This is a genomic window from Chryseobacterium sp. C3, assembly GCF_014218905.1.
In the GTDB taxonomy this organism is placed as follows: Bacteria; Bacteroidota; Bacteroidia; order Flavobacteriales; family Weeksellaceae; genus Chryseobacterium; species Chryseobacterium mucoviscidosis.
Window position 1 is genome coordinate 289,770 of record NZ_JACLCU010000006.1, and the last position, 19,562, is coordinate 309,331.

Sequence of the window (19,562 nt, forward strand, 5' to 3'; positions counted from 1 at the left end):
TTTTCAGATGTTTATTTGTTTCTCAAAACCCTCTGTTTTTTCATGGGGTTAATAGAGGGAGCCGCAGTTAATACGACAAAACGTGTCGCGTTTTATTTTTTATCTATTATATTCTTATCAGAAGGATGCCATCAAATTACCATTTTCATCCCATTTTTTATAAGTCCCGTCGTATTCTACGTTGTTATGGGCTTTGTATTCTGTGTATTTTTTACCGTTTTTATGATAAGATCTGAACCATCCTTCCTGATATCCGTCTTTATATTCCTCTTCGCAAAAAAGCTCGCCAGTGTCATAGTACCGTAAAACAATGCCTGTAAAAGGGCTGCCATTGTGATAATATATAGGAACTCCTCCGCCGTCTAAACGGTTACATGTTAACTCGCTTTCTTTTATTTTTAATGCCATGATTATTCGATTAATGTATTAAACAAATTTATTAAAATCCCATGAATCTAATTCCTGAGGTTAAATAATAACAATGGACACATGGAGGTTGTAATTTATCGGCAATTCTTAAATATCTGTTGTATCCGATAATATCATGAAAGACTGCTTCTCCCAGTTTTCCTTCAGGATCAATAGTCGTTAACAGCTTATCTAATGCTCTTATCTCTCCATGAGACCCCATTGCACCAGCCCTTAATATGTCAATTTCTTCAGCAGGAATCCCTTTCATTTTTAAACGGGCAATATGCTTTTCCAACCTTATTTTAAGAGTAGGGTGGATATTATCAATGAAGTTTTTATATACTTCACCTTTTCCTTTTCCTATTTCTGCTTTCAAAAAATTGGTTTCAGTTGAAATATACCTTATTCCATTTTTTACATAAATGAAACCACTTATCATTGTTTTTTCGAAAATAACACCAGCATCGAAAGTAGAAAGAATTTTGGCAGCATCTATATTCACCTTTTCTACGAGGCTTCTACCCCAATCCCCATATTTATTATAAGCTTCTGCTTCAGTAAGTAAATCTTTTAAATTGCTTGTAGGATATATTTTACCATATGTAAGAAGTTCTTCAGCTGCTTTAATAAATTCCTTTGGGTTATTAAGGTGCTTCAACAGCTTGTTAGCCTCTTTATAAAACTCGGATTTTTGGGCTCTTGTAATTATTTCACCTTTATATACTATAGCAATCTCGTTATTAACTTCTTCTACAACCTTATTTTTTACAATTCTTTGAGTCTTGAACTGTCCTTCTATTAGGAACATGCCATATTTATTTAGCATTTTTGATTTAGCTTCGTTTACAAGACCTCTTGTTGCATCTATTAATTCCTTGTTTGTCAGGAGTACCTTAAATGTATTTTTGGTAAAGTTAGAAATTTCTCTTTCAAGCATTACTTTTACCATGCAGCTCATTACAAAATTCTTTATTTCTGCTCTGGTTTCTTCGGCTAATATCTTCCCCCCTATTTTGTATAATTGTTGTACTACGGCTGTTGTAGCTGTTGCATAACCTGCTGTTTTATAAATTTTCTCCCATATATCCAGAAATTCTTTCGTTAGGTTATCTTTGGCTAATTGAATTCCCAAATCTCCTAAGGCGATGGCTCCGTCTACAGCTACTAACATTCCCCAAAATGTAATAGAGCTGGCTCCTTCAGCAGCTAATAAACTTGTTCCAAGGGTTTCTACAGCTAATGCAATCGCCAGCATGTTTATTCCAATTCTGATTGCACTGGCCAGTCCTTCCATGTTTTTCTGATGCTCTTTATCATAGAGAAACAATGCAGGTACAAATAAGAGACTTTGAGTTTCTTCTTCTATAACAATAACAATATCTAGTGGATTTAGTTTTATTGCTCTTGTTGTAACGGTATTACTACCAATATCCATGATAACACTTCCGGTATCTATTAATTGTTCGTCTGTAATATATTTTTGTTGAACATAGTATTTGTTTTTATCCTCTTTTAGATTGGACTCTATTTTTTCCAGACTTACAAAAGATTTTTTTCCAACTGAAAAAAGATGATTAGTAAAAGTGAAATTATCTTTTGCGATATGAGAGAATGAATTAATGATGCTTATAAAGGCCATTTTACAAGGAACCTCCTGGCCCATAAAAGCTATCTCATCATCCAAAGCATGGTAGAGGTTAACTACAAAACTTTGGTTTTTATTGAATTGTTGCATCAAAAATGAGATTCGTTGAGGAGTGTTAAATGCAAATAATGCTTTCATTAACGCAGGACTGGCATCTCTTACAAAGCTGAAAAAACCGTTTACATCATAGCTGTAAAAAGAACAAATGTTTTTCCATAAAACTTCAGGTTTTAAGCTGGATAATGTGAAATCAGGGGCGTTTTCATATAACCAAATAAGTTGTTTAATAACTGTAGTCCTTTCAATTAATGGAATATATTTGTTGTTAATTAATTCTTGAAACCATTCAGGGGTATCTCCTTGGATTTCTTTGATTAAGTAATATATATCCGTAATGTTTTCAATGAAAAACATAATGCCAACATATTTATCATTAATGCTAAATGCATTTTCTGAAGTTGTTGATTGTACAGAATTCCGATAATGTTCTGTATTTTTATAAAAGTATGCTGCCTTACACTTAATTTGTTCTTGGTTGCTGTCAATTTGAAAAGATATTGATATTGTACTGTCAATATTATCTATTTTTCTATTGATACCACAGCTAATCGATGTTGTAATTTTCTGTTTATAAGAGTTGATATAATAAAAAGGAATTGTCTCATTAACTTTTCTCTTTACATCAACCACACCATCTGTACCAATTACAACACTTTCATTAATTATTTTTGTTGGGGCAATAAAGTTTGTCCAGTCTAAAGGTTCTTCTGTGCCAGTCTTCAAGTATTTAACTATCTTAGAAAAATCAATTTTTTCATTTCTTTCTAATCCATAAAAATCTTCTGAATATTTACCAGATTTTTTTTTTGGTAGCCCTAGCGGAGGAATAGCTTTTATGACTTGAGATGGAGAGGAAATATCCTGTATTTTTGGAACTTTTAATGCTTTTATTGTGCTCATCTTTTTAGTTTTTAATGTTATGAGAAATAAAATGGCGGTTAGTCCGCCATTTTGTTAAATAAATATTAGCCTAAAGTACTGGTGTCTTTTTCTCCATGTTGCAACTGCGCCTCTGTATCCAATCTGAAGCTTGTTTCAAACACAAGTTCTTCACGGTTTTCACAATTTTCCGGATAATCTTCACGAAATAGAGGAAGCGGATGCAGCGGATCAACCGGTAATCCCGTAGAAGAATCCTGAAGAATCGTCAGCGTTGTAGGAACTCTTGTGATCCAGTATTTTCCTTGCGGAACTCCTGTCGGCTGTCTCATCTCGTCTACAATAGACATATACATTGGGTCTCCGATCACAGGAACAGCACCTCCGTTCCAGATAATTCCTGTTTCAAGGAAGAACTGTACGGCTGCTTCAAAGCCAGGTTTTACGGTAACAATGATTCTTGCCATCCCTGCCTGAAGGAAGCTTCTGAACAACGGATCCATACTTTCGGTAAGGTAGAATTCCTGCCAGCTTTTACGGTTTGCCCAATAGTACGGATAGAACGTATAATCCATGATTTCCCACTCAAATGCCTGTTCCATGAACTTTGCCAAAGCTGCATACTGATCAAGGTTATCATTCAGGTACACTTGGAAATTATCCATTTTGGTATTATCATTCAATGCGTTTGTTGATTCATAGCCCAGTGTATTTGAGTTAAGGTAATCCTGCAACAGATAAGCGATACAGTTATGCTTCAGGGTATCATGCTCCATATAACGGTAGAAATTCCCCTGTTTTTCTTTAGCTTCTGTTTCTTTCTCCTTCTGCTCCGCATCCAATCGAGCCTGTTCTTCCTGGAATTTTTTATACGCTTCTTCGTAAGCCTTGATGATAGCATTAAAGTTTTCTGTAGCCCACTGAAGCATATATGCATCAGAAAGGGTACATTTAGCTTTCACAACCAAACCTACCTGTGTTGTTCCGTTTTCTCCTGCATACTGCATATTATAATCTCCAACAATATTAATTCCGTAACTTGTGTAACTGCTTCGAAGCCAACCCTGACGATGCGGATTTTCAATATGCTGCGAACCTCCTTTTAAGTTATCAAATGTTAACCAAGAACTATTTTTTTTGAATCTGTTATAAAAAGCATACGTTATTTCAGCTTCATATGCTTTATAATTTGCAGGAATACTGATTGGTAAAATTCTTGGTGTCGCACTATTATCCAAATCTATTTCTACATTACTGGTTACAGTAAGATTAGCATTAGGTAAATCAGTAAGTGTAACTCCATAAATATTCGCCCAATATTGCAATAATTCTTTAGTTGCAGCCTTTGGACTGTCCATTGTTTTAGGAGATGGAGCGGTTCTCGGATCTACCGGAGCCGTAAGTACCTGCGCCTTTGCGACGGCAACCGCCAGACGATGCAGTCTTGAAGGCTCAGGAACCATAAATTCAAACATGGTACGTACCCCATAATTGTAAATCTGATTTTTCATCTTCTTATCGATCCATCTGTAAACGCCTGTAATGTGTTTAGGCTGTGCTGCATCTGCATCATCTGTTTCAGTTACTTTTCCTCTGTTGTCAAATTCATGAACATTGGTTTCCGTGTATTCTTTAATGATCTTTTGTACTCTTTCTTCAGAAATTTTGGTCAATACTCTTTCCATAGCTCTTTCCGTGATTTCCTGAGATTTAGCAACCGCCTGTCTTGTGCTGTCATGCTGCGCGGTATTGTTGGCATAATCGGCTCCTACTTCAAAGTACCAAGTACCCGATTTACCAAATCTTGCGTGAGCATTGAAACTCTGTTGCTTATCCAGTTCTTTTGCTACTTCCGTCTGCATATCTGTTCTGGAAGTTTTGGAAGTATCAGAGATTTTTTCTGTTTCCTGAGACTTGGAAGTCGTATCCGTAATTTCAGAATAATCCCTTGCTACGGAAGATTTATGCCTCAGCTCACTTGCCATCACGTTCTCAATATTGGAAACTTCTCCCGGAACATAGGCGTGAATACTCTGCACGACTTTCAGATAATCGGCAACTCCTAATCTTTTGATTCCGAAGTTTCTGCGTTTCTGGATTTTTACATTCTCCGGTTCTTCCGGATTTTCCACCACTCCTCTTGTCAGAGTAAGCATTCCGGTTAGACTGATATCTTCTTTTGGGTACAACTGTCCAAGATCTGCGGATGCTTTACTTCCATTATCAAAAATAATTTCGATTCTGAAAGCAAGACTTGCTCTGAATTTATTGATAAGACAAGTTGGCAAAGTAATTTTATCGTTGATTACCGGAATATTGCTGAAGTTTTCTTCAAAACTTCCTGCGGTATCGCTTGTAGCAAAAATTTTTGCAGAAGCAACGTTCCATGAAGAATCTGCGACTTCAAAAGAGAAATTAACAAATCCTCCCGCTCCCGAAAATCCAAATGTATTGTGGGAATAAAAACTATAAGCCATTGGTGTCCTTGCCGTGCTTTGCACCACCGGAACAGATGCCCCTGCAAGATTAACATACTGCTGCTGCTGAAGTGGTGAGTTTTCCAGTGCGGTCTGCATAGAAGAAGAAATATGATTCCCGATGATGTTTAAGGCATCAGAATAGCTTTCTAATTCATTATCAAGCGTGATGTTTTGGGAACCTATTCTTAACATATGGTCTGAAAGAACTTCAATTCCATATTTTTCAGCTTCTTCAGCGGCCTTCTGATGATCGAATTCTGCAAAGAGCTTGATGAAGGTATCTAAAGATTCAGGAGAAAGGTTGTCCTTCAGATCCAACAGATTAATTTCGTTTTTGTAAGAAAACTGAAAAGGGGCGACCTCATATCTCTTCAACTCCTCGTACATTCGGAGTTTTTCTTCTTCAGGGGTTTCCTTCGTAATTCTACTTTCTACTTCCTCTAATTTTCTTTCGTACAGTTCAAGGGCATCTCTATTTTGTTCCTTATAGTTAGCATATGCCTCCTGATAAGCCTGTTCACTAACTTTATGGTATCTTTTCTGAAGCTTTTCCAGTTCTGCGTTAAGCTTTTCCAAAGCTTCTTTTTGATGAAGTGCTTTGTTGGCAGATAATAAAGCCTGTGTTTCAGATTCTAATCTTTGCGAAGTTCTTGCACTCAAAGCATTAGCCGATGTTCCGGAAGCAGCTCTTGAAGAGACAGACCCCGCGGTAACAGCATCTTCAGAGAATAAAAACTTAGGCAAAACAATTTTCCCATCCAAGGCTTTTTCCAATGGCTTTGGTCCATTAACCTTGATAATTTCAGGATCCGCTAAATTCATACTTTGGGCAAAGCCAATATGGATTGCCATTAAAATATGGCTGATTGCTTCTTTCACATAGAAATCTCCCTGAGTAACGATCTGGAAAATATAATTGTTCCAAAGAGTTGAAAAGACTTTGATTCCATCTGCTGTAAGCTCTTTATTGTTATCAATAAGATGACTGTAATAATTTTTTACATCGCTTAATTCGTTGGCGTTAAGCTCTTCTCTTTTAGAAATTTTCCTCCCGATAATCAGAAGTTTCCCGAATTCTCCTTCTTCAATTTTCTTTTCTGTTTCGAATCCTGAATTGCTGAATGTTCTTGCCGCATTTGCCATTTCCGAGAACTTCGATGCTCTTGAAAATTTTCCTGCAACGGCAGTATCGAAAATTCCGGTAGCTCCTTTTGGTCTGTGGATAAATCCTAAATTTCTTTCTTTGGTTTCTGTAAGCTGTGGATTTCTTAAGCTCACGAATCTGAAAAGCGTCTGAGACGCATTGTTTTTTCCTGACATTTTGTAAATTTGTTTGGTTTTATAAAGGTTAAGATTTGAAGCCCCTTTTTAGTAGAGTCACTTCAGGTTTTAGCCTTATTTTTTTAGGTGGTCTTCAGGCTAAAGTATGTCCACCATGAGTTTTAAAGTCTCTTTTCATTTCTCTGTTTTTCTATACTGCAAATATCGTCCGGCGTGGCGACAAAACTCGTCGTATTAAATTGATTTCTAATTATTTTCGATAAAAATCCATAGTTAATTGAAAATCAGTGAGAAAAATTTTTGAAGGATTTTTCGGAAATTTTGAAGAGAAAATTGTCTAATTTTTTAGCTTTTTTAGAAGAAAATTAATGTATTCTGTGAGTTGCTTTTTGGTGTTAAAATTCATTTGAAATTTTCATATTTTAGCTAAAAATTTTCATCCATCCTTTTACAAAATTCATCACAACAATATTTTATCTTTGTATGTTGATTTTGATTCGAATTGATAAATCAGTTTATTTTTCAGGTTTAGAATCAACAGAAAAAGTAAAAACAAAATGATATAAAAAATGGCAAGAGGATTCAGAGAAAAAATCAGACAGAAAAACACTGAAAACAGTGGTTTTGGCAGTAATGCTTCCGGAAGGTTTATCAATAAAGATGGTCTTCCGAACGTCAACAGAAAAGGGGTGAATATTTTCAACAGATACAGTTGGTATCATACGATGTTGGAACTGTCCAGTTTTCAGTTCATTTCCTATCTTGTTATTGCTTATATTCTGGTTAATTTATTTTTTGCTTTAATCTATTATCTTATCGGAGTAGAACATTTAACGGGAATTGATAAAAGTAATCCAGTGAATGAATTTATTGATGTATTTTTCTTCAGTTCTCAAACTTTTACAACAGTAGGATACGGAAGAATTGCTCCGGTAGGTTTTACAGCCAGTCTTGTTGCTACCTTTGAAGCTTTTCTGGGATTGCTTACCTTTGCCATTGCAACGGGACTTTTCTACGGGAGGTTCTCAAGACCGAGAGCGTATCTGAAATTTTCTGAAATTGCCGTTATCGCACCGTTTAAAGAAGCTTCAGCATTGATGTTCAGACTGGCGCCTTATAAAAATAATGCGTTAACAGATGCCGAAGTTGTTATTACCACGGCTATTGAAGTGGTGGAAAATGGTATTTCGAGAAGTAATTTTTATCAGTTGAAAACACAGTTCAGCAAAATCAATACATTGGCTCTGAACTGGACAATTGTTCATGAAATTGATGAAGAATCCCCTTTTTATGGATTTTCTGAAGAGGATTTTAAAAATACCGGAATTGAAATTATTGTGCATATCCGTGCTTTTGATGAGGTTTTTTCCAATACGGTGGTTCAGAGAACTTCTTATATAACCAAAGAAATCGTGTACGGAGCAAAATTCATCCCGATGTATTATCCTGATAAAGATAATCTTTCCACGGTGCTGAATCTGGATAAAATAAGTGAGTATCAAAAAGCAAAACTTCCCGTATTGGTGGAAGAAGAATAAATGGATTTAGAATTTTATAAAAAACAGGCTTTACAAAAGCAGAAAGAGCATAAAAAATTTCTCGACGGACTGAAAAAGAAACCACCAAAAAATCTGGATTATGTGGTTCAGGAAACGCATGAAGAGGTTTTTGAAAAAATAGACTGTCTGCAATGCGCCAATTGCTGTAAAACAACAGGACCGCTTTATACCGAAAAAGATATTGAAAGAATTTCTAAGCATCTCCGCATGAAACCTGCCGATTTTGAAGCAAAATTCCTGCGTGTAGATGAAGATAATGATAAAGTTCTGCAAAATTTGCCGTGCTTTTTTTTAAATGAAGACAATACCTGCTCTATCTATGAAGTGCGTCCGAAAGCGTGCAGAGAATATCCCCATACCGACAGAAAGAAGATCTACCAGATCAATAATTTAATGATCAAAAACACCGTGATCTGTCCCGCTGCATACGAATTTGTAGAGCGAATTATGAAAAATTTAGGAAAATAATATACAATTCAAAATCCGTCTTAAATAATTATAAAGTCCGTTAAATAAAGACTTCACGCATAATATTAGACAAAATGCCGGCGTTTAAGTTAAACAACCATTTAAATATTAATATTATGAAAAAGTTAGTTTTAACAGCAGCGTTTACATTAGTCGGAGTAATCGCAGTATCGGCTCAAACGGTAACATCACAACAAAATTCGTCCACAAATTCTAATAATCCATCGACCACTCAGACCCAACAGAATTCACAGGCAACCACCAACTGGGAAACAAACTCCGGAACGTCAAGCCAAAACCAAAATACAGGCACCACTGCCACTGTTGAATCAGCAACACCCGCCACAACAGCATCCACAGAAACCACTGTAAATGCCAATACAGAAGCAGTAGCAGATACCACCAAATCTACAGACGCTATAAAAGAAGAAAAGAAATCCAAGAAGAAAAAGTCGAAGTAAGTATTTAAATTTTTAAGAAGTAGAAAGAAGATCCTGAAATGTAATGTTTCAGGATTTTTTCGTAAATATCAAACGGTATAATTTATCTTAAATAATTATAAATCAAGTTAAAAGAAGTAGAAACAATAAACTTTGTACGAAAGTTGCATTTAACATAATATCAAATTTTGAATGAATAATCGATATGCAAATAAAGAGAATCCTGAATCATTTTTCAGGATTTTTTGTGATGTATTTCTTCAAGTCTGAACTGAACAATTTTCTTTATTAAATTTTCAGGAAGACCCTCATTTACAGGAAACTGTACGGCTCCTTTTGAAAATTTATAATTGCTTTTTTTAAATTCAGCCTCAAATTCTTTTATTCCTTCTGCTCCGGGATAAAATCCGATATGTTTTTTATACCCTGCAAAATACACCAAGGGTTTATTTTTGTATCTGAAAGCAGGCATCTGATAGCCAATATACTCTTCAATTTCAGAATTTTGTGAAAGGATCAGCTTTCTGAGATTTTCTAATTTATCCTTGATTTCAGGAAACAGAGCTATATATTCATCAATATTTTCAAATGTATTTTTCATAAATTAAAGGTAATGATTTTTCACTTTTTGGCAGTTCTTATTATCATTCAGATTGAAGCTTAGCAAAGTGAAGAATCTGTCTTTGGTTGAGACGTTATAGATTTCTCCTATGTCGAAATGACATGAAGATGTTAATTTCATTTGAATTAAAATGATTATCATTAGCTGAATGAAATGCCTTTACGATCGAAAAATATTCACATCATTCGAAAACAAGACCTTTCGAACGTAGCGTTAAAAATAAAAAAAAGCGCTGAATAATCAACGCTTTCTCCTTTCACTTTTTACTTTTTTCCCATTTTTAATCCCGGGAACAGGTTATATGAAAAAAGGTCGGGAATTTTCCCAACCTTTGTATTTTATACTACTCCCTGAGCTAACATTGCTTCAGCAACTTTCACGAATCCGGCGATATTGGCACCTTTTACGTAGTTTACATAACCGTCTTCTTCTTTTCCGTAGTCTCTGCACGCTTTGTGAATTCCGATCATGATCTCTTTCAGCCTTGCATCAACTTCTTCAGAAGTCCAATTCAGACGGATTGAGTTTTGCGTCATTTCAAGACCTGAAGTCGCAACACCACCCGCGTTTGAAGCTTTCCCCGGAGAGAACAATACTTTATTGTCTAAGAAATAGTTGATTGCATCAAGTGTAGAAGGCATGTTTGCCGCTTCTGTTACACAAACACATCCGTTTTCCACCAACAATTTAGCATCTTCCAGATCTAATTCGTTTTGGGTTGCAGAAGGGATCGCAACATCACACTTCACTTCCCAAGGACGTTTTCCTGCAAAGAATTCTGCAGAAGGATATTTCTTCACATAATCTTCCGCTCTGTTGTTTCCTGAAGATCTTAATTCCAACAGATAATCGATTTTATCACCATCGATTCCGTCTTTATCATATACATAACCGTCCGGTCCGGAAATCGTTACAACCTTTCCGCCAAGTTCAGAGATTTTTTTGATAACTCCCCAAGCTACGTTTCCAAAACCTGAAACCGTTACCGTTTTATCTTTGAAAGTCTGTCCGATGGTTTTAAGCATCTGCTCCGCGAAGTAAACAACACCGTATCCTGTAGCTTCAGGACGGATTAATGAACCTCCGTACGCAAGACCTTTTCCTGTAAGAACTCCCGTAAACTCGTTTCTGATTTTTTTGTATTGTCCGAATAAATATCCGATCTCTCTTGCTCCTACTCCGATGTCTCCCGCAGGAACGTCTGTTTCAGGACCAATGTGTTTGCAAAGCTCCGTCATGAAAGCCTGGCAAAAACGCATTACTTCCATATCAGATTTGCCTTGAGGATCGAAATCCGAACCTCCTTTTCCACCTCCCATCGGAAGCGTTGTTAAAGAGTTTTTAAACACCTGCTCGAAAGCTAAGAATTTAAGAACAGAAAGGTTTACGGTTGGATGGAAACGGATTCCTCCTTTGTAAGGTCCGATCGCAGAGTTCATCTGGATTCTGAAACCTCTGTTTACCTGGATCTCTCCTTTATCGTCAACCCATGGAACTCTGAAGATGATAATTCTTTCAGCTTCCGCCATTCTTTCTAGAAGCTTCATTCCCGTATATTCCTTTTTCGTTAAGATAAACGGAATTACAGTTACCGCAACTTCTTTTACTGCTTGTAAAAATTCTGGCTCATTAGGGTTTTTTGCCTCAATTTTAGCTATAAATTCTTGGATTTTCTGGTCAATATTATATTGTTCCATATATTAGGGTTGAATATTATTGCCAACAAATTTAATTTTTTTTTCAAGATTCACAACACCCTAAATAACAATTGTTGAAAATTTAATAATATAATGACTTAATATTATTAAATCAGCAATTCAATCATTAATTTTATTAAAAATTAAATGTTATGTTTAAAATAATGCAATATTAAGAAATCGTTAATTGTTATATTGCTAAAAATTGTCTCCCTGAAAATGATTTTACTCTTCCTAAAAGCTCCAATTCTAAAATTACAGGCAAAATTTTGTGTGAAGAAAGGTCTGTTTTATCAGCAAGATCGTCCAAAGAAATTTGTGGATTTTCGACAATAATTTTAAATATTTTACTCTGATTTTCAGTTAATTGAACAACAACTTCACTGCATGGAAATAATTCTTCAGTTCTGCTCTCCGGATGATTAAATCCTAAATTTTCAACAAGATCTTTTATCGTGGAAATTGCCGAAGCTTTGTTCTGAAAAATCAGATGATTACAGCCCTGACTCTGTTTATCTGTAATCTTTCCGGGAAGCGCAAATACTTCGCGGTTGTACTGATTGGCAAACGTTGCGGTGCTGATTGAACCGCCTCCAAAAGCTGTTTCCACCACAACTGTCGCAGGGGAAATTCCGGCTACAATTCTGTTTCTCTGAATAAAATTCTCGCGGTCCGGCTTTTTAGATGAATTGAATTCTGTAAATAAAACTCCTCCTTCTTCAAGAATTTTTTCCGATAATTTTTTATTTTTTGAAGGATACAATGTGTGGAAACCATGTGCTAAAACCGCAACCGTAGAAACCTGATGAAGAATAGACTGCTCATGAACTTCTTTATCAACGCCTAAAGCCAGACCGCTCACCGAAATAAAATTACCGGAAGACGTTTCCTGAAAAAACTCTTCAATAAACTGCTTTCCGTAGGAAGTCATATTTCTTGTTCCTACCATGCTTATTATTGGTTTAGCACCGTCAAAATGTCCTTTTTGGTAAAGAACAGCAGGTGCGTCGTCGCACTCGTGCAGAAGTTTGGGAAGATCATGGAGATGTCTTAGATTAATTTTGATCTGATTAGTCTCACAAAACTTCAGTTCGTTTTCAGCAAACTTCAAATGAGCAGGATTTCCGATGTCCGAAATTATTTTAGATCCGAATCCGTCGAGCTTTTTGTATTCTTTTTTGGTATTTTCCCAGGCATTTTTGGCACTTCCGAAAATACGGACAAGCTTATAAAAATTAATATCTCCGATTAAATTACACTCGCGCAGAGCAATAGAATAAAGATGTTCTTCAGAATACATTTGTGTTGTTTTTCACAAATGTAGAAAATTTTTAAAATTATTTCCCTCTCAGTTCATCTAGTCTTTCCCAGATATCGTCTTTCTTTTTGTAAGGCAGCTCCATAAAATCTTCGGGATGATTTTCTTTGTATTCCTGCCATAATTTATCATCTTTTTCGCTGTAATAATTTGGAAATTCCCAGATGAATTTTTTCTTTTTATCGCCTACTTTCTTAAACAAAAGAGCCAGAATTACGCCTACAATTCCACCTGCAAGATGCGCCTGCCAGGAAATTTTGCTGGGTTCCTGAAGATTGGAAAACAGTTCTTCGGGAAGCATTCCCCAGATGAGACTTCCATAGTACAGAACAACCAACAGAGAAATTGTGAGCAATTTCATATTCCATTTAAAAACTCCGCTGAAAAAAAGGAAAAATGCAAGAACATAAACTATTCCACTTGCTCCGATGGTACAGGTATAAAGATAATCTCCCGTCATGATATCTATTGGTGGAAGAAGCCATACCAAAAACCCTGTAGCAAGCCAACCTGTGATAAACACTTTATTGGCAACCAAAGGATAAAACTGGTACAGCAAAAACATAAGCACCGCGATCGGGATAGAATTTCCCACAATATGTTCGAGATTACCGTGTAAAAGAGGTGACGTTATAATTCCCAATAAGCCTTCCGGCAACAATGGAATAATCGCCCCGAAACAGCTCTGAAAAAAGCCTTGCATCTGCAGAAAAAAGCCCAGCCACATCGCTGAAAGCATCAGCAAAGGATATAAAAGAGCCTTTTTGGAAATTATATTGTTTTTTAACATGAAGATTCTATGTCAAATGAAAAGCCAACGATAAATTTCGGAAAAATTGTCGATGAAAAATCTATTTAAATTTTTATTTCAGCCAAAAAGTAATGATTTTCACTGCTTTTTAAACAAAAGTTCTCTGTTTGTCATCGAAATTCAAAAAGTAAAAGCTGAAAACCATTCTTAAAACTGAATTTCCTTCTATAAAATTTATATTTAATATTTTTGTAAGGAATTTTGTATAATGAAATCCTGAACTCATGAAGAAGTTTTTATTCACACTCTCTCTTTCTCTGGGAATTGTTGCCAATGCACAGGTTGTTATTACAGACACCGCAGCCATTAAAGTAGATACCGTTAAACACTGGTCGGTTTTAGGAAAACAGTCGCTGATGATTAATCAGGCAGCATTTTCTAACTGGGTAGGTGGAGGAGCCAACAATGTGGGATGGCTTGCTGCGCTGGATTATAACATCACGTATGAAAAAGATAAAGATCTTTGGGAAAACATCATTCTTTTGAATTACGGACAAAATGATACGAAAGGAGTTGGTGTAAGAAAAACGCAGGATGTTATTAATGTTTCCACTAATTACGGAAGGAGGTTTTCAAAAAGCTGGTATCTTTCCGTAGGAGCGGGTCTGATTTCTCAGTTTTCTGCGGGATATGAGGACGGAAATAATCCGGAAGCAAAAAAAATATCCAATTTTATGGCTCCCGGTTATCTGAATGTCGGGATGGGGATCACCTACAGACCCAATGACAATATTAATGTTACCCTTCGTCCGAGCAACGCGAGATGGGCTTTTGTGCTGGATAAAGATCTTCAGTTTGCAGGAAATTACGGTTTAAAAGCAGACGGAGATTCCTCGATTTTACAATATGGTTTTCTGGGAACAGCCTATTATAAATTTAATTTGATGGAGAACGTAAATATTACCAATACGGCATCCGTTTTCTCCAATTATCTGGATCATCCGGAAAGATTGGTTCTTGCGTATGGAATGATCTTAAATTTAAAGGTTAATAAATTCATTTCGTCCAATATAACAGTGGATGTAATGTACGACCATAATCAGGTTCAGAAAACACAGCTTAAACAGACGTTGGGAGTTGGTTTTGCCTATACTTTAGACAACGGCGTGAAACGTTCCGACAGAAAGGACAGCCAATGGTGGATTAAAAAATAAAATCATCAATGATCATATTTTCCCTCAACAGATTTATTGAGGGATTTTTTTTGAATATCCTCTAATTTTACTGAGTTCAATGTAAAGATTCTGAATCAAAATTGGCTAAAGCCATTCCTATTGATGTTTTGTATTGTTTTATATTGAACCCACGTTACTATTTTCGTCTTCATTTGATATTTTCCTTAGCAAAAAACCTTGATAATCTTTCGATTTTAATACATTTGTTAAAACATATTTAAAGATGAATTTCGAACAGGTTGCTTTACATTTAGAAGCTTACAGGGAACACGATCAGATTATTGATGCGGCAGAATACATTATCCGCTCCTTCAATCTCGAACACGACAATTTCGAAGGATTTGGTCTTCGCGATGAGGTTTTCCCGAATTCTCTTGTCTTAACAGCAGAAGGTGTTTTAGGAAGCCCGCAAAAAGTAATGATCCCTAAAAATTTATTCGATTTTGATCTGAATCTGGTTTTAAATTTAATCGCCCACGAAATGCTGCATGTACGGCAGAAAGCTCCGGGACACGTTATTGAAGAAAAAAACGAAAGAGAATTTCAGGCGTATTACGAAATGCTTTTTCATAAGGTTTTTCCTCAGATTCCTGAAGTATCTGTTTTTTACAAAAAAGACTTCGGCAGCAAAGCTCTTGAATATTATAAAAGAATGGGCGAAGGTTCTGAACTGCAGAAAAAGTATGCTGAACAGAAACTTGAAGTAGAAGAATTAATCAACACATTATCATGATTGTAAAACCCGAAATTTCGTGGGAAGATTTCGAAAAAATAGACATCCGTTGCGGAACCATTATTTCTGTGAACGATTTTGAGAAAGCAAGAAACCCCTCTTATCAGCTCGAAATAGATTTTGGAGATTTAGGCATTAAAAAATCTTCCGCTCAGATCACTTCGTTGTATCAGAAAGAAGAATTAATTGGTCAGCAGATTTTGGCTGTCGTTAATTTTCCTAAAAAACAGATCGCCAATTTTTTCAGCGAATGTCTGGTTTTGGGTGTTTATGGTGAAAATAAAAAAGATGTTACCCTTTTAACTCCATCATTGTCGGCAAAGAACGGAATGCAGGTAGGATAAGTTATAAAACATCTGTGAATATAGAAAAACCTCACAGGTTTTTGAAACCTGTGAGGTTTAGTTTCAAACAAATTACGAAGAATAAAAAATGATACAGCATATTCCTATAGAAAGAGTTTTATTTCTTGATATTGAAACGGTTCCGGGATTTGGATTGTGGGAAGAACTCTCTGAAGCCGAACAGATGCTTTGGGATAAAAAAACGAGATTCCAGAGAAAAGATGAGGTTTCTCCTGAAGAATTTTATGTGGAAAGAGCCGGAATTATGGCAGAATTCGGGAAAATCATCTGCATAACCATCGGAATGATCGAAAAGAATGATACGCTGAAGATCAAAAGTTTTGCGGGTGACGATGAAAAGAAGCTGCTTCTGGAATTTGGTGAAATTTTTAACAGTCCGAGACTTCGCGATGTCATTTTATGTGCACATAACGGAAAGGAATTCGATTTTCCGTGGATTGCCAGAAGATATTTAATTAATGGAATGATGCCTCCTACTCCATTTCAGATGTTCGGAAAAAAGCCTTGGGAAATTCCGCATATCGATACGATGGAACTTTGGAAATTCGGGGATTACAAAAGTTTTGTCTCATTGGAATTGCTGGCTCATGTTTTCGGAATTCCCACTCCAAAAGACGATATCGACGGCTCAATGGTTTCATCAATCTACTACATAGAGAAAGACTTGCAAAGAATAGTTGACTATTGTGAAAAAGATGTCTTAACTTTGGCGAATGTTTTCCGGCGTATGCGTCAGGAAGATTTGTTGAAAAGGTACATCAATTTAGATTAAAAAATGAAATTTACAGACGATCAGATTGCTGACATCGGTGAGGAAATCATCGGTGTTTTAAAAACCGTGTATGACCCTGAGATTCCGGTGGACATCTACGAATTGGGGTTAATTTATGATGTTCAGATCTCCGATGAAGCGGACGTAAAAATTATCATGACGTTAACGACGCCTAATTGTCCGGTTGCAGAAACGCTTCCGCAGGAGGTAAAAGATAAAGTTGGTGAAGTGGAAAATGTAAAAAGCGTAGACTTAGAACTTACTTTCGAACCTAGCTGGAATAAAGATATGATGAGCGAAGAAGCTAAATTTGAGCTTGGAATGCTGTAAAATTTTATTTCTTTAAGCAATTTTTCCATTAAAAAATAATGAGCTGTTTCATTTTGAAGCAGCTTTTTTTATTTTCCGTTTTTTCCCCATATACATTTCGTATAAACCCTAACATTCAGATTATTAAGTTGATATAATTTTGGTTTCAGAAATCAACAGTATGAAAGCCAATACCCTCATCGTATCGTTTAATAACGGAAGTGTTCCGCCACAGTATGCTTACCGATATCAGATCGTCTTTTCCGAACAGGATGGAAATGCAGATCTGAAACTCTTCAGAGGATATGACGCGGATGAAAAAATGATCGTCTCTGAACAAAGAAAATTCAATACAGAAATTTTTCTTCAGCTCCTTTCTTTAATCAGCAAAATAGAGGATTCTGTGAAAGATCCGACAATGGTGGGAGGAAGCCAGAGAATGATTGAGGTGAATTCAAAAAAAATCGAGATCCATCCGGATAATGACTTCGGAATTTCTCTGTTCAACCGGTTTTTATATCTGTACAATCCCGATTTCATCAACCAAATTAATTCTAACCTTAACCTTTAAAAAACAATTATCATGGACAAAGCACCTAAAGAAATGTTTGTAGGAGTTATCAATCCTTATGCATTAACCGAAGCCATCACAGGAAGAACATTCGACTGGAAAGACGCAAAATCTTATCAGATTCTCGAAGAAACCCTGGAAAAAAACTACGCAGAACTTTTCGACATTAAATTCAATTCTCCTCTGTACGCAGGACTGCAACTTAACAGCGATAACACTGTAAAAACTCTGAAATCTGAGGATATTAAAGTGAGAGCAACAGACAAACTGGAAACTGTAAATCTTTCGAATATTAAAACACTCAATGATCTTTCAGGTACCGGAATAAAAGACCTGAACAGCATCGCTGTAAAAAATGCCAGATTAGACAAAGGCGATGTAAAAGTGGTACTGAATATCCCAAAGCTGAACAACACCATCAGCAATAAAGTACTCTCCCCTTCTCTTAAAAATATCATTTTCGGGATGGGAAATGCCAACGGATGGACTCCCGCAGGAACTTCGTGGAGCGACAGAGGAAATTTCTTCAATGACGTGACTGAGTATAATGACCCGATTCAGGGTGCAGTTGCCAACTGTTATTTTATTGCCGCTATTTCTGCTATTGCATGGGCAGATCCTTATACTATTCAGCATAAAGTGAGAGCCACCGGAACCGGAGAAACAGACCGTACCAACGCCATTCAGTTTTTTACCAAAGGCGGAGGAAAAGATGCGGCAACAAGACTCGTGGAAGTTACTGATAATACAATCATTAACTCGTCCAACAACCCTGTATATTGCCGAAGCAATGATGCCGCAGAAATCTGGCCGGCTGTTTACGAAAAAGCCTTTGCCAAATGGATCACGAACGTAAATGACGATAAACCGGACATCTCCAAAACCGCTTTCGGAGATCCTGCCAAAGCTGTTGCGCAACTTACGAACAAAACCCCGTATTACTATTACACCTCGCCAAGAACAGCGCTTGATCTTTTTGGCGTGGTAAGAGAGAATTCGATGAGCTTTAAAACCATCAATCCAATGGTTGCATGGACGTACGGATCGGGAAGAGATTACACGGGTTCGAATATTGTAGGAAACCATGCTTATACCGTTTTGGGATGGTCAACTTTCAATGGTAAAAACTACATCATCCTGAGAAATCCGTGGGGAATTACCGAACCGAATGGTTTAAATTCTTATCAGGGACTTATCAGCTTCTTCGACGGAAGTTTCTGGAGACCGATTAACATGATTGGAAACGACGGCGTTTTTGCACTGGAAATCAATGCATTCAAATATTATTTTGAAGGTTTGGCTGTGACCAAATAGAACTAAAAAATAACCTTTTTATTAACCTACCCTTCAGCTTCTGCAGATTTCGGTCTGTGGAAGTTTTTATATTTCTGTGGCAATTTCTTTATTCTCTCTTCTGCTCCACTCACTCCATGATCCTACATACAGATTCGGGATTTTGAATCCTGCGTAATCCAAAGCCAGAATGGTATGACAGGCCGTTACTCCGGAACCACAATGAATGATCAGATTTTCGGGCTTTCCTTCAAGCAATTTTGAATATTTTTCTCTTAAAATTTCCGGTGAAAGGAAGTTTCCGTTTTCATCAAGATTTTCAGAAAAAGGAATATTAATTGCTCCGGGAATATGTCCTGCAACGAGATCAATTGGCTCAGATTCGCCTCTGTAACGGTACGCATCTCTCACATCAATTACCGTTGATGATTGGTTCGTTAATTCATTTTCAACGGTTTCCAGATCTGAGACAGGAAGAGGGATCAAGCGCAAAAGTTGGGGGCTATGCAAAAAGTTTAGTCAACCTAAATAGGAAGAAAGTTCTGTCTTTTACTCCCCGCAGCTGCATTCTGAAGTTTTTGATTTTGGCATTAAAAGATTCCGCAGCGGTATTGGTGCTTCTTTGATGAAAATAGTTTAAAATATCCCTGTAATGATTCATTATTGTTTTTCT

At 36.5% G+C, this 19,562-nt stretch carries 18 protein-coding genes and 1 pseudogene; 10 read left to right on the forward strand and 9 right to left on the reverse strand.

Annotated elements, in window-relative coordinates; all coding sequences use genetic code 11:
• Positions 1–117: 117 nt before the first annotated feature.
• From H6W53_RS15390 to H6W53_RS15400, 3 genes are all read right to left on the reverse strand, one after another.
• Positions 118–408, reverse strand: a complete 291-nt coding sequence (locus tag H6W53_RS15390) for a hypothetical protein (RefSeq protein WP_185208047.1) — start codon at positions 406–408, stop codon at positions 118–120.
• Between the two features lie 31 nt (positions 409–439).
• Complete coding sequence (locus H6W53_RS15395; RefSeq protein ID WP_185208050.1) at positions 440–3,016, reverse strand: hypothetical protein; 2,577 nt, start codon at positions 3,014–3,016, stop codon at positions 440–442.
• Positions 3,017–3,081: 65 nt separating this feature from the next.
• Complete coding sequence (locus H6W53_RS15400) at positions 3,082–6,795, reverse strand: hypothetical protein (RefSeq protein ID WP_185208052.1); 3,714 nt, start codon at positions 6,793–6,795, stop codon at positions 3,082–3,084.
• Positions 6,796–7,325: 530 nt separating this feature from the next.
• Between H6W53_RS15400 and H6W53_RS15405 the strand changes: the two genes are divergently transcribed.
• The 3 genes from H6W53_RS15405 to H6W53_RS15415 all read left to right on the forward strand — a co-directional run bounded on the left by H6W53_RS15405 (position 7,326) and on the right by H6W53_RS15415 (position 9,244).
• Entirely contained in the window at positions 7,326–8,294 is a 969-nt protein-coding gene (locus H6W53_RS15405) for an ion channel (RefSeq protein ID WP_185208054.1), read from the forward strand.
• On the forward strand, positions 8,295–8,783 hold the full coding sequence (locus tag H6W53_RS15410) for a YkgJ family cysteine cluster protein (protein WP_087711898.1): 489 nt from the start codon (positions 8,295–8,297) through the stop codon (positions 8,781–8,783).
• A gap of 116 nt (positions 8,784–8,899) precedes the next feature.
• Positions 8,900–9,244: a hypothetical protein gene (locus H6W53_RS15415; RefSeq protein WP_185208056.1), complete on the forward strand. Its 345-nt coding sequence runs from the start codon at positions 8,900–8,902 to the stop codon at positions 9,242–9,244.
• 214 nt (positions 9,245–9,458) lie between these two features.
• Here H6W53_RS15415 and H6W53_RS15420 read toward each other — a convergent pair whose 3' ends face one another.
• The 4 genes from H6W53_RS15420 to H6W53_RS15435 form a co-directional block, all read right to left on the reverse strand.
• Positions 9,459–9,824 (reverse strand): iron chaperone, encoded by a 366-nt coding sequence (locus tag H6W53_RS15420; RefSeq protein WP_185208058.1) that lies wholly within the window; start codon positions 9,822–9,824, stop codon positions 9,459–9,461.
• Positions 9,825–10,183: 359 nt separating this feature from the next.
• Entirely contained in the window at positions 10,184–11,542 is a 1,359-nt protein-coding gene (gdhA, locus tag H6W53_RS15425) for an NADP-specific glutamate dehydrogenase (RefSeq protein WP_185208060.1), read from the reverse strand.
• Positions 11,543–11,732: 190 nt separating this feature from the next.
• Positions 11,733–12,842 carry a DNA-processing protein DprA gene (gene dprA / locus H6W53_RS15430; protein WP_185208062.1) on the reverse strand — a complete coding sequence of 370 codons (1,110 nt, stop codon included), beginning with the start codon at positions 12,840–12,842 and terminating at the stop codon, positions 11,733–11,735.
• A 37-nt stretch (positions 12,843–12,879) separates the two neighbouring features.
• Positions 12,880–13,650, reverse strand: a complete 771-nt coding sequence (locus H6W53_RS15435) for a rhomboid family intramembrane serine protease (RefSeq protein WP_185208064.1) — start codon at positions 13,648–13,650, stop codon at positions 12,880–12,882.
• Positions 13,651–13,895: 245 nt separating this feature from the next.
• Here H6W53_RS15435 and H6W53_RS15440 point away from each other — a divergent pair, with 245 nt between their 5' ends.
• The 7 genes from H6W53_RS15440 (at position 13,896) to H6W53_RS15470 (ending at position 18,910) form a co-directional block, all read left to right on the forward strand.
• Complete coding sequence (locus H6W53_RS15440) at positions 13,896–14,825, forward strand: DUF3078 domain-containing protein (RefSeq protein WP_185208066.1); 930 nt, start codon at positions 13,896–13,898, stop codon at positions 14,823–14,825.
• A gap of 244 nt (positions 14,826–15,069) precedes the next feature.
• Positions 15,070–15,579, forward strand: a complete 510-nt coding sequence (locus H6W53_RS15445) for a hypothetical protein (RefSeq protein ID WP_185208068.1) — start codon at positions 15,070–15,072, stop codon at positions 15,577–15,579.
• Complete coding sequence (locus H6W53_RS15450; RefSeq protein ID WP_185208070.1) at positions 15,576–15,923, forward strand: tRNA-binding protein; 348 nt, start codon at positions 15,576–15,578, stop codon at positions 15,921–15,923. Before H6W53_RS15445 ends, H6W53_RS15450 begins: the two co-directional genes overlap by 4 nt.
• A gap of 88 nt (positions 15,924–16,011) precedes the next feature.
• Complete coding sequence (locus H6W53_RS15455; protein ID WP_108408544.1) at positions 16,012–16,716, forward strand: 3'-5' exonuclease; 705 nt, start codon at positions 16,012–16,014, stop codon at positions 16,714–16,716.
• Positions 16,717–16,719: 3 nt separating this feature from the next.
• Positions 16,720–17,046 carry an SUF system Fe-S cluster assembly protein gene (locus tag H6W53_RS15460; RefSeq protein ID WP_076394014.1) on the forward strand — a complete coding sequence of 109 codons (327 nt, stop codon included), beginning with the start codon at positions 16,720–16,722 and terminating at the stop codon, positions 17,044–17,046.
• Positions 17,047–17,206: 160 nt separating this feature from the next.
• Positions 17,207–17,596 carry a hypothetical protein gene (locus tag H6W53_RS15465; protein WP_185208072.1) on the forward strand — a complete coding sequence of 130 codons (390 nt, stop codon included), beginning with the start codon at positions 17,207–17,209 and terminating at the stop codon, positions 17,594–17,596.
• Positions 17,597–17,608: 12 nt separating this feature from the next.
• Complete coding sequence (locus H6W53_RS15470; protein WP_185208074.1) at positions 17,609–18,910, forward strand: C2 family cysteine protease; 1,302 nt, start codon at positions 17,609–17,611, stop codon at positions 18,908–18,910.
• A gap of 66 nt (positions 18,911–18,976) precedes the next feature.
• On the opposite strand, the pseudogene H6W53_RS15475 reads toward H6W53_RS15470, so the two are convergent.
• Together H6W53_RS15475 and H6W53_RS15480 are read right to left on the reverse strand one after the other, a co-directional pair.
• Positions 18,977–19,366 (reverse strand): annotated as a pseudogene (locus tag H6W53_RS15475) (sulfurtransferase); the annotation flags it as partial.
• 25 nt (positions 19,367–19,391) lie between these two features.
• Positions 19,392–19,562 (reverse strand): transposase (locus H6W53_RS15480; protein WP_185208076.1); only part of this gene is annotated, 171 nt, incomplete at its 5' end.

Coding starts and splice junctions, on each gene's coding strand:
- H6W53_RS15390 (WP_185208047.1), bottom strand. CDS start 408: ATGGCATTAAAAATAAAAGAAAGCGAGTTAACATGTAACCGTTTAGAC.
- H6W53_RS15395 (WP_185208050.1), bottom strand. CDS start 3,016: ATGAGCACAATAAAAGCATTAAAAGTTCCAAAAATACAGGATATTTCC.
- H6W53_RS15400 (WP_185208052.1), bottom strand. CDS start 6,795: ATGTCAGGAAAAAACAATGCGTCTCAGACGCTTTTCAGATTCGTGAGC.
- H6W53_RS15405 (WP_185208054.1), top strand. CDS start 7,326: ATGGCAAGAGGATTCAGAGAAAAAATCAGACAGAAAAACACTGAAAAC.
- H6W53_RS15410 (WP_087711898.1), top strand. CDS start 8,295: ATGGATTTAGAATTTTATAAAAAACAGGCTTTACAAAAGCAGAAAGAG.
- H6W53_RS15415 (WP_185208056.1), top strand. CDS start 8,900: ATGAAAAAGTTAGTTTTAACAGCAGCGTTTACATTAGTCGGAGTAATC.
- H6W53_RS15420 (WP_185208058.1), bottom strand. CDS start 9,824: ATGAAAAATACATTTGAAAATATTGATGAATATATAGCTCTGTTTCCT.
- gdhA (WP_185208060.1), bottom strand. CDS start 11,542: ATGGAACAATATAATATTGACCAGAAAATCCAAGAATTTATAGCTAAA.
- dprA (WP_185208062.1), bottom strand. CDS start 12,842: ATGTATTCTGAAGAACATCTTTATTCTATTGCTCTGCGCGAGTGTAAT.
- H6W53_RS15435 (WP_185208064.1), bottom strand. CDS start 13,650: ATGTTAAAAAACAATATAATTTCCAAAAAGGCTCTTTTATATCCTTTG.
- H6W53_RS15440 (WP_185208066.1), top strand. CDS start 13,896: ATGAAGAAGTTTTTATTCACACTCTCTCTTTCTCTGGGAATTGTTGCC.
- H6W53_RS15445 (WP_185208068.1), top strand. CDS start 15,070: ATGAATTTCGAACAGGTTGCTTTACATTTAGAAGCTTACAGGGAACAC.
- H6W53_RS15450 (WP_185208070.1), top strand. CDS start 15,576: ATGATTGTAAAACCCGAAATTTCGTGGGAAGATTTCGAAAAAATAGAC.
- H6W53_RS15455 (WP_108408544.1), top strand. CDS start 16,012: ATGATACAGCATATTCCTATAGAAAGAGTTTTATTTCTTGATATTGAA.
- H6W53_RS15460 (WP_076394014.1), top strand. CDS start 16,720: ATGAAATTTACAGACGATCAGATTGCTGACATCGGTGAGGAAATCATC.
- H6W53_RS15465 (WP_185208072.1), top strand. CDS start 17,207: ATGAAAGCCAATACCCTCATCGTATCGTTTAATAACGGAAGTGTTCCG.
- H6W53_RS15470 (WP_185208074.1), top strand. CDS start 17,609: ATGGACAAAGCACCTAAAGAAATGTTTGTAGGAGTTATCAATCCTTAT.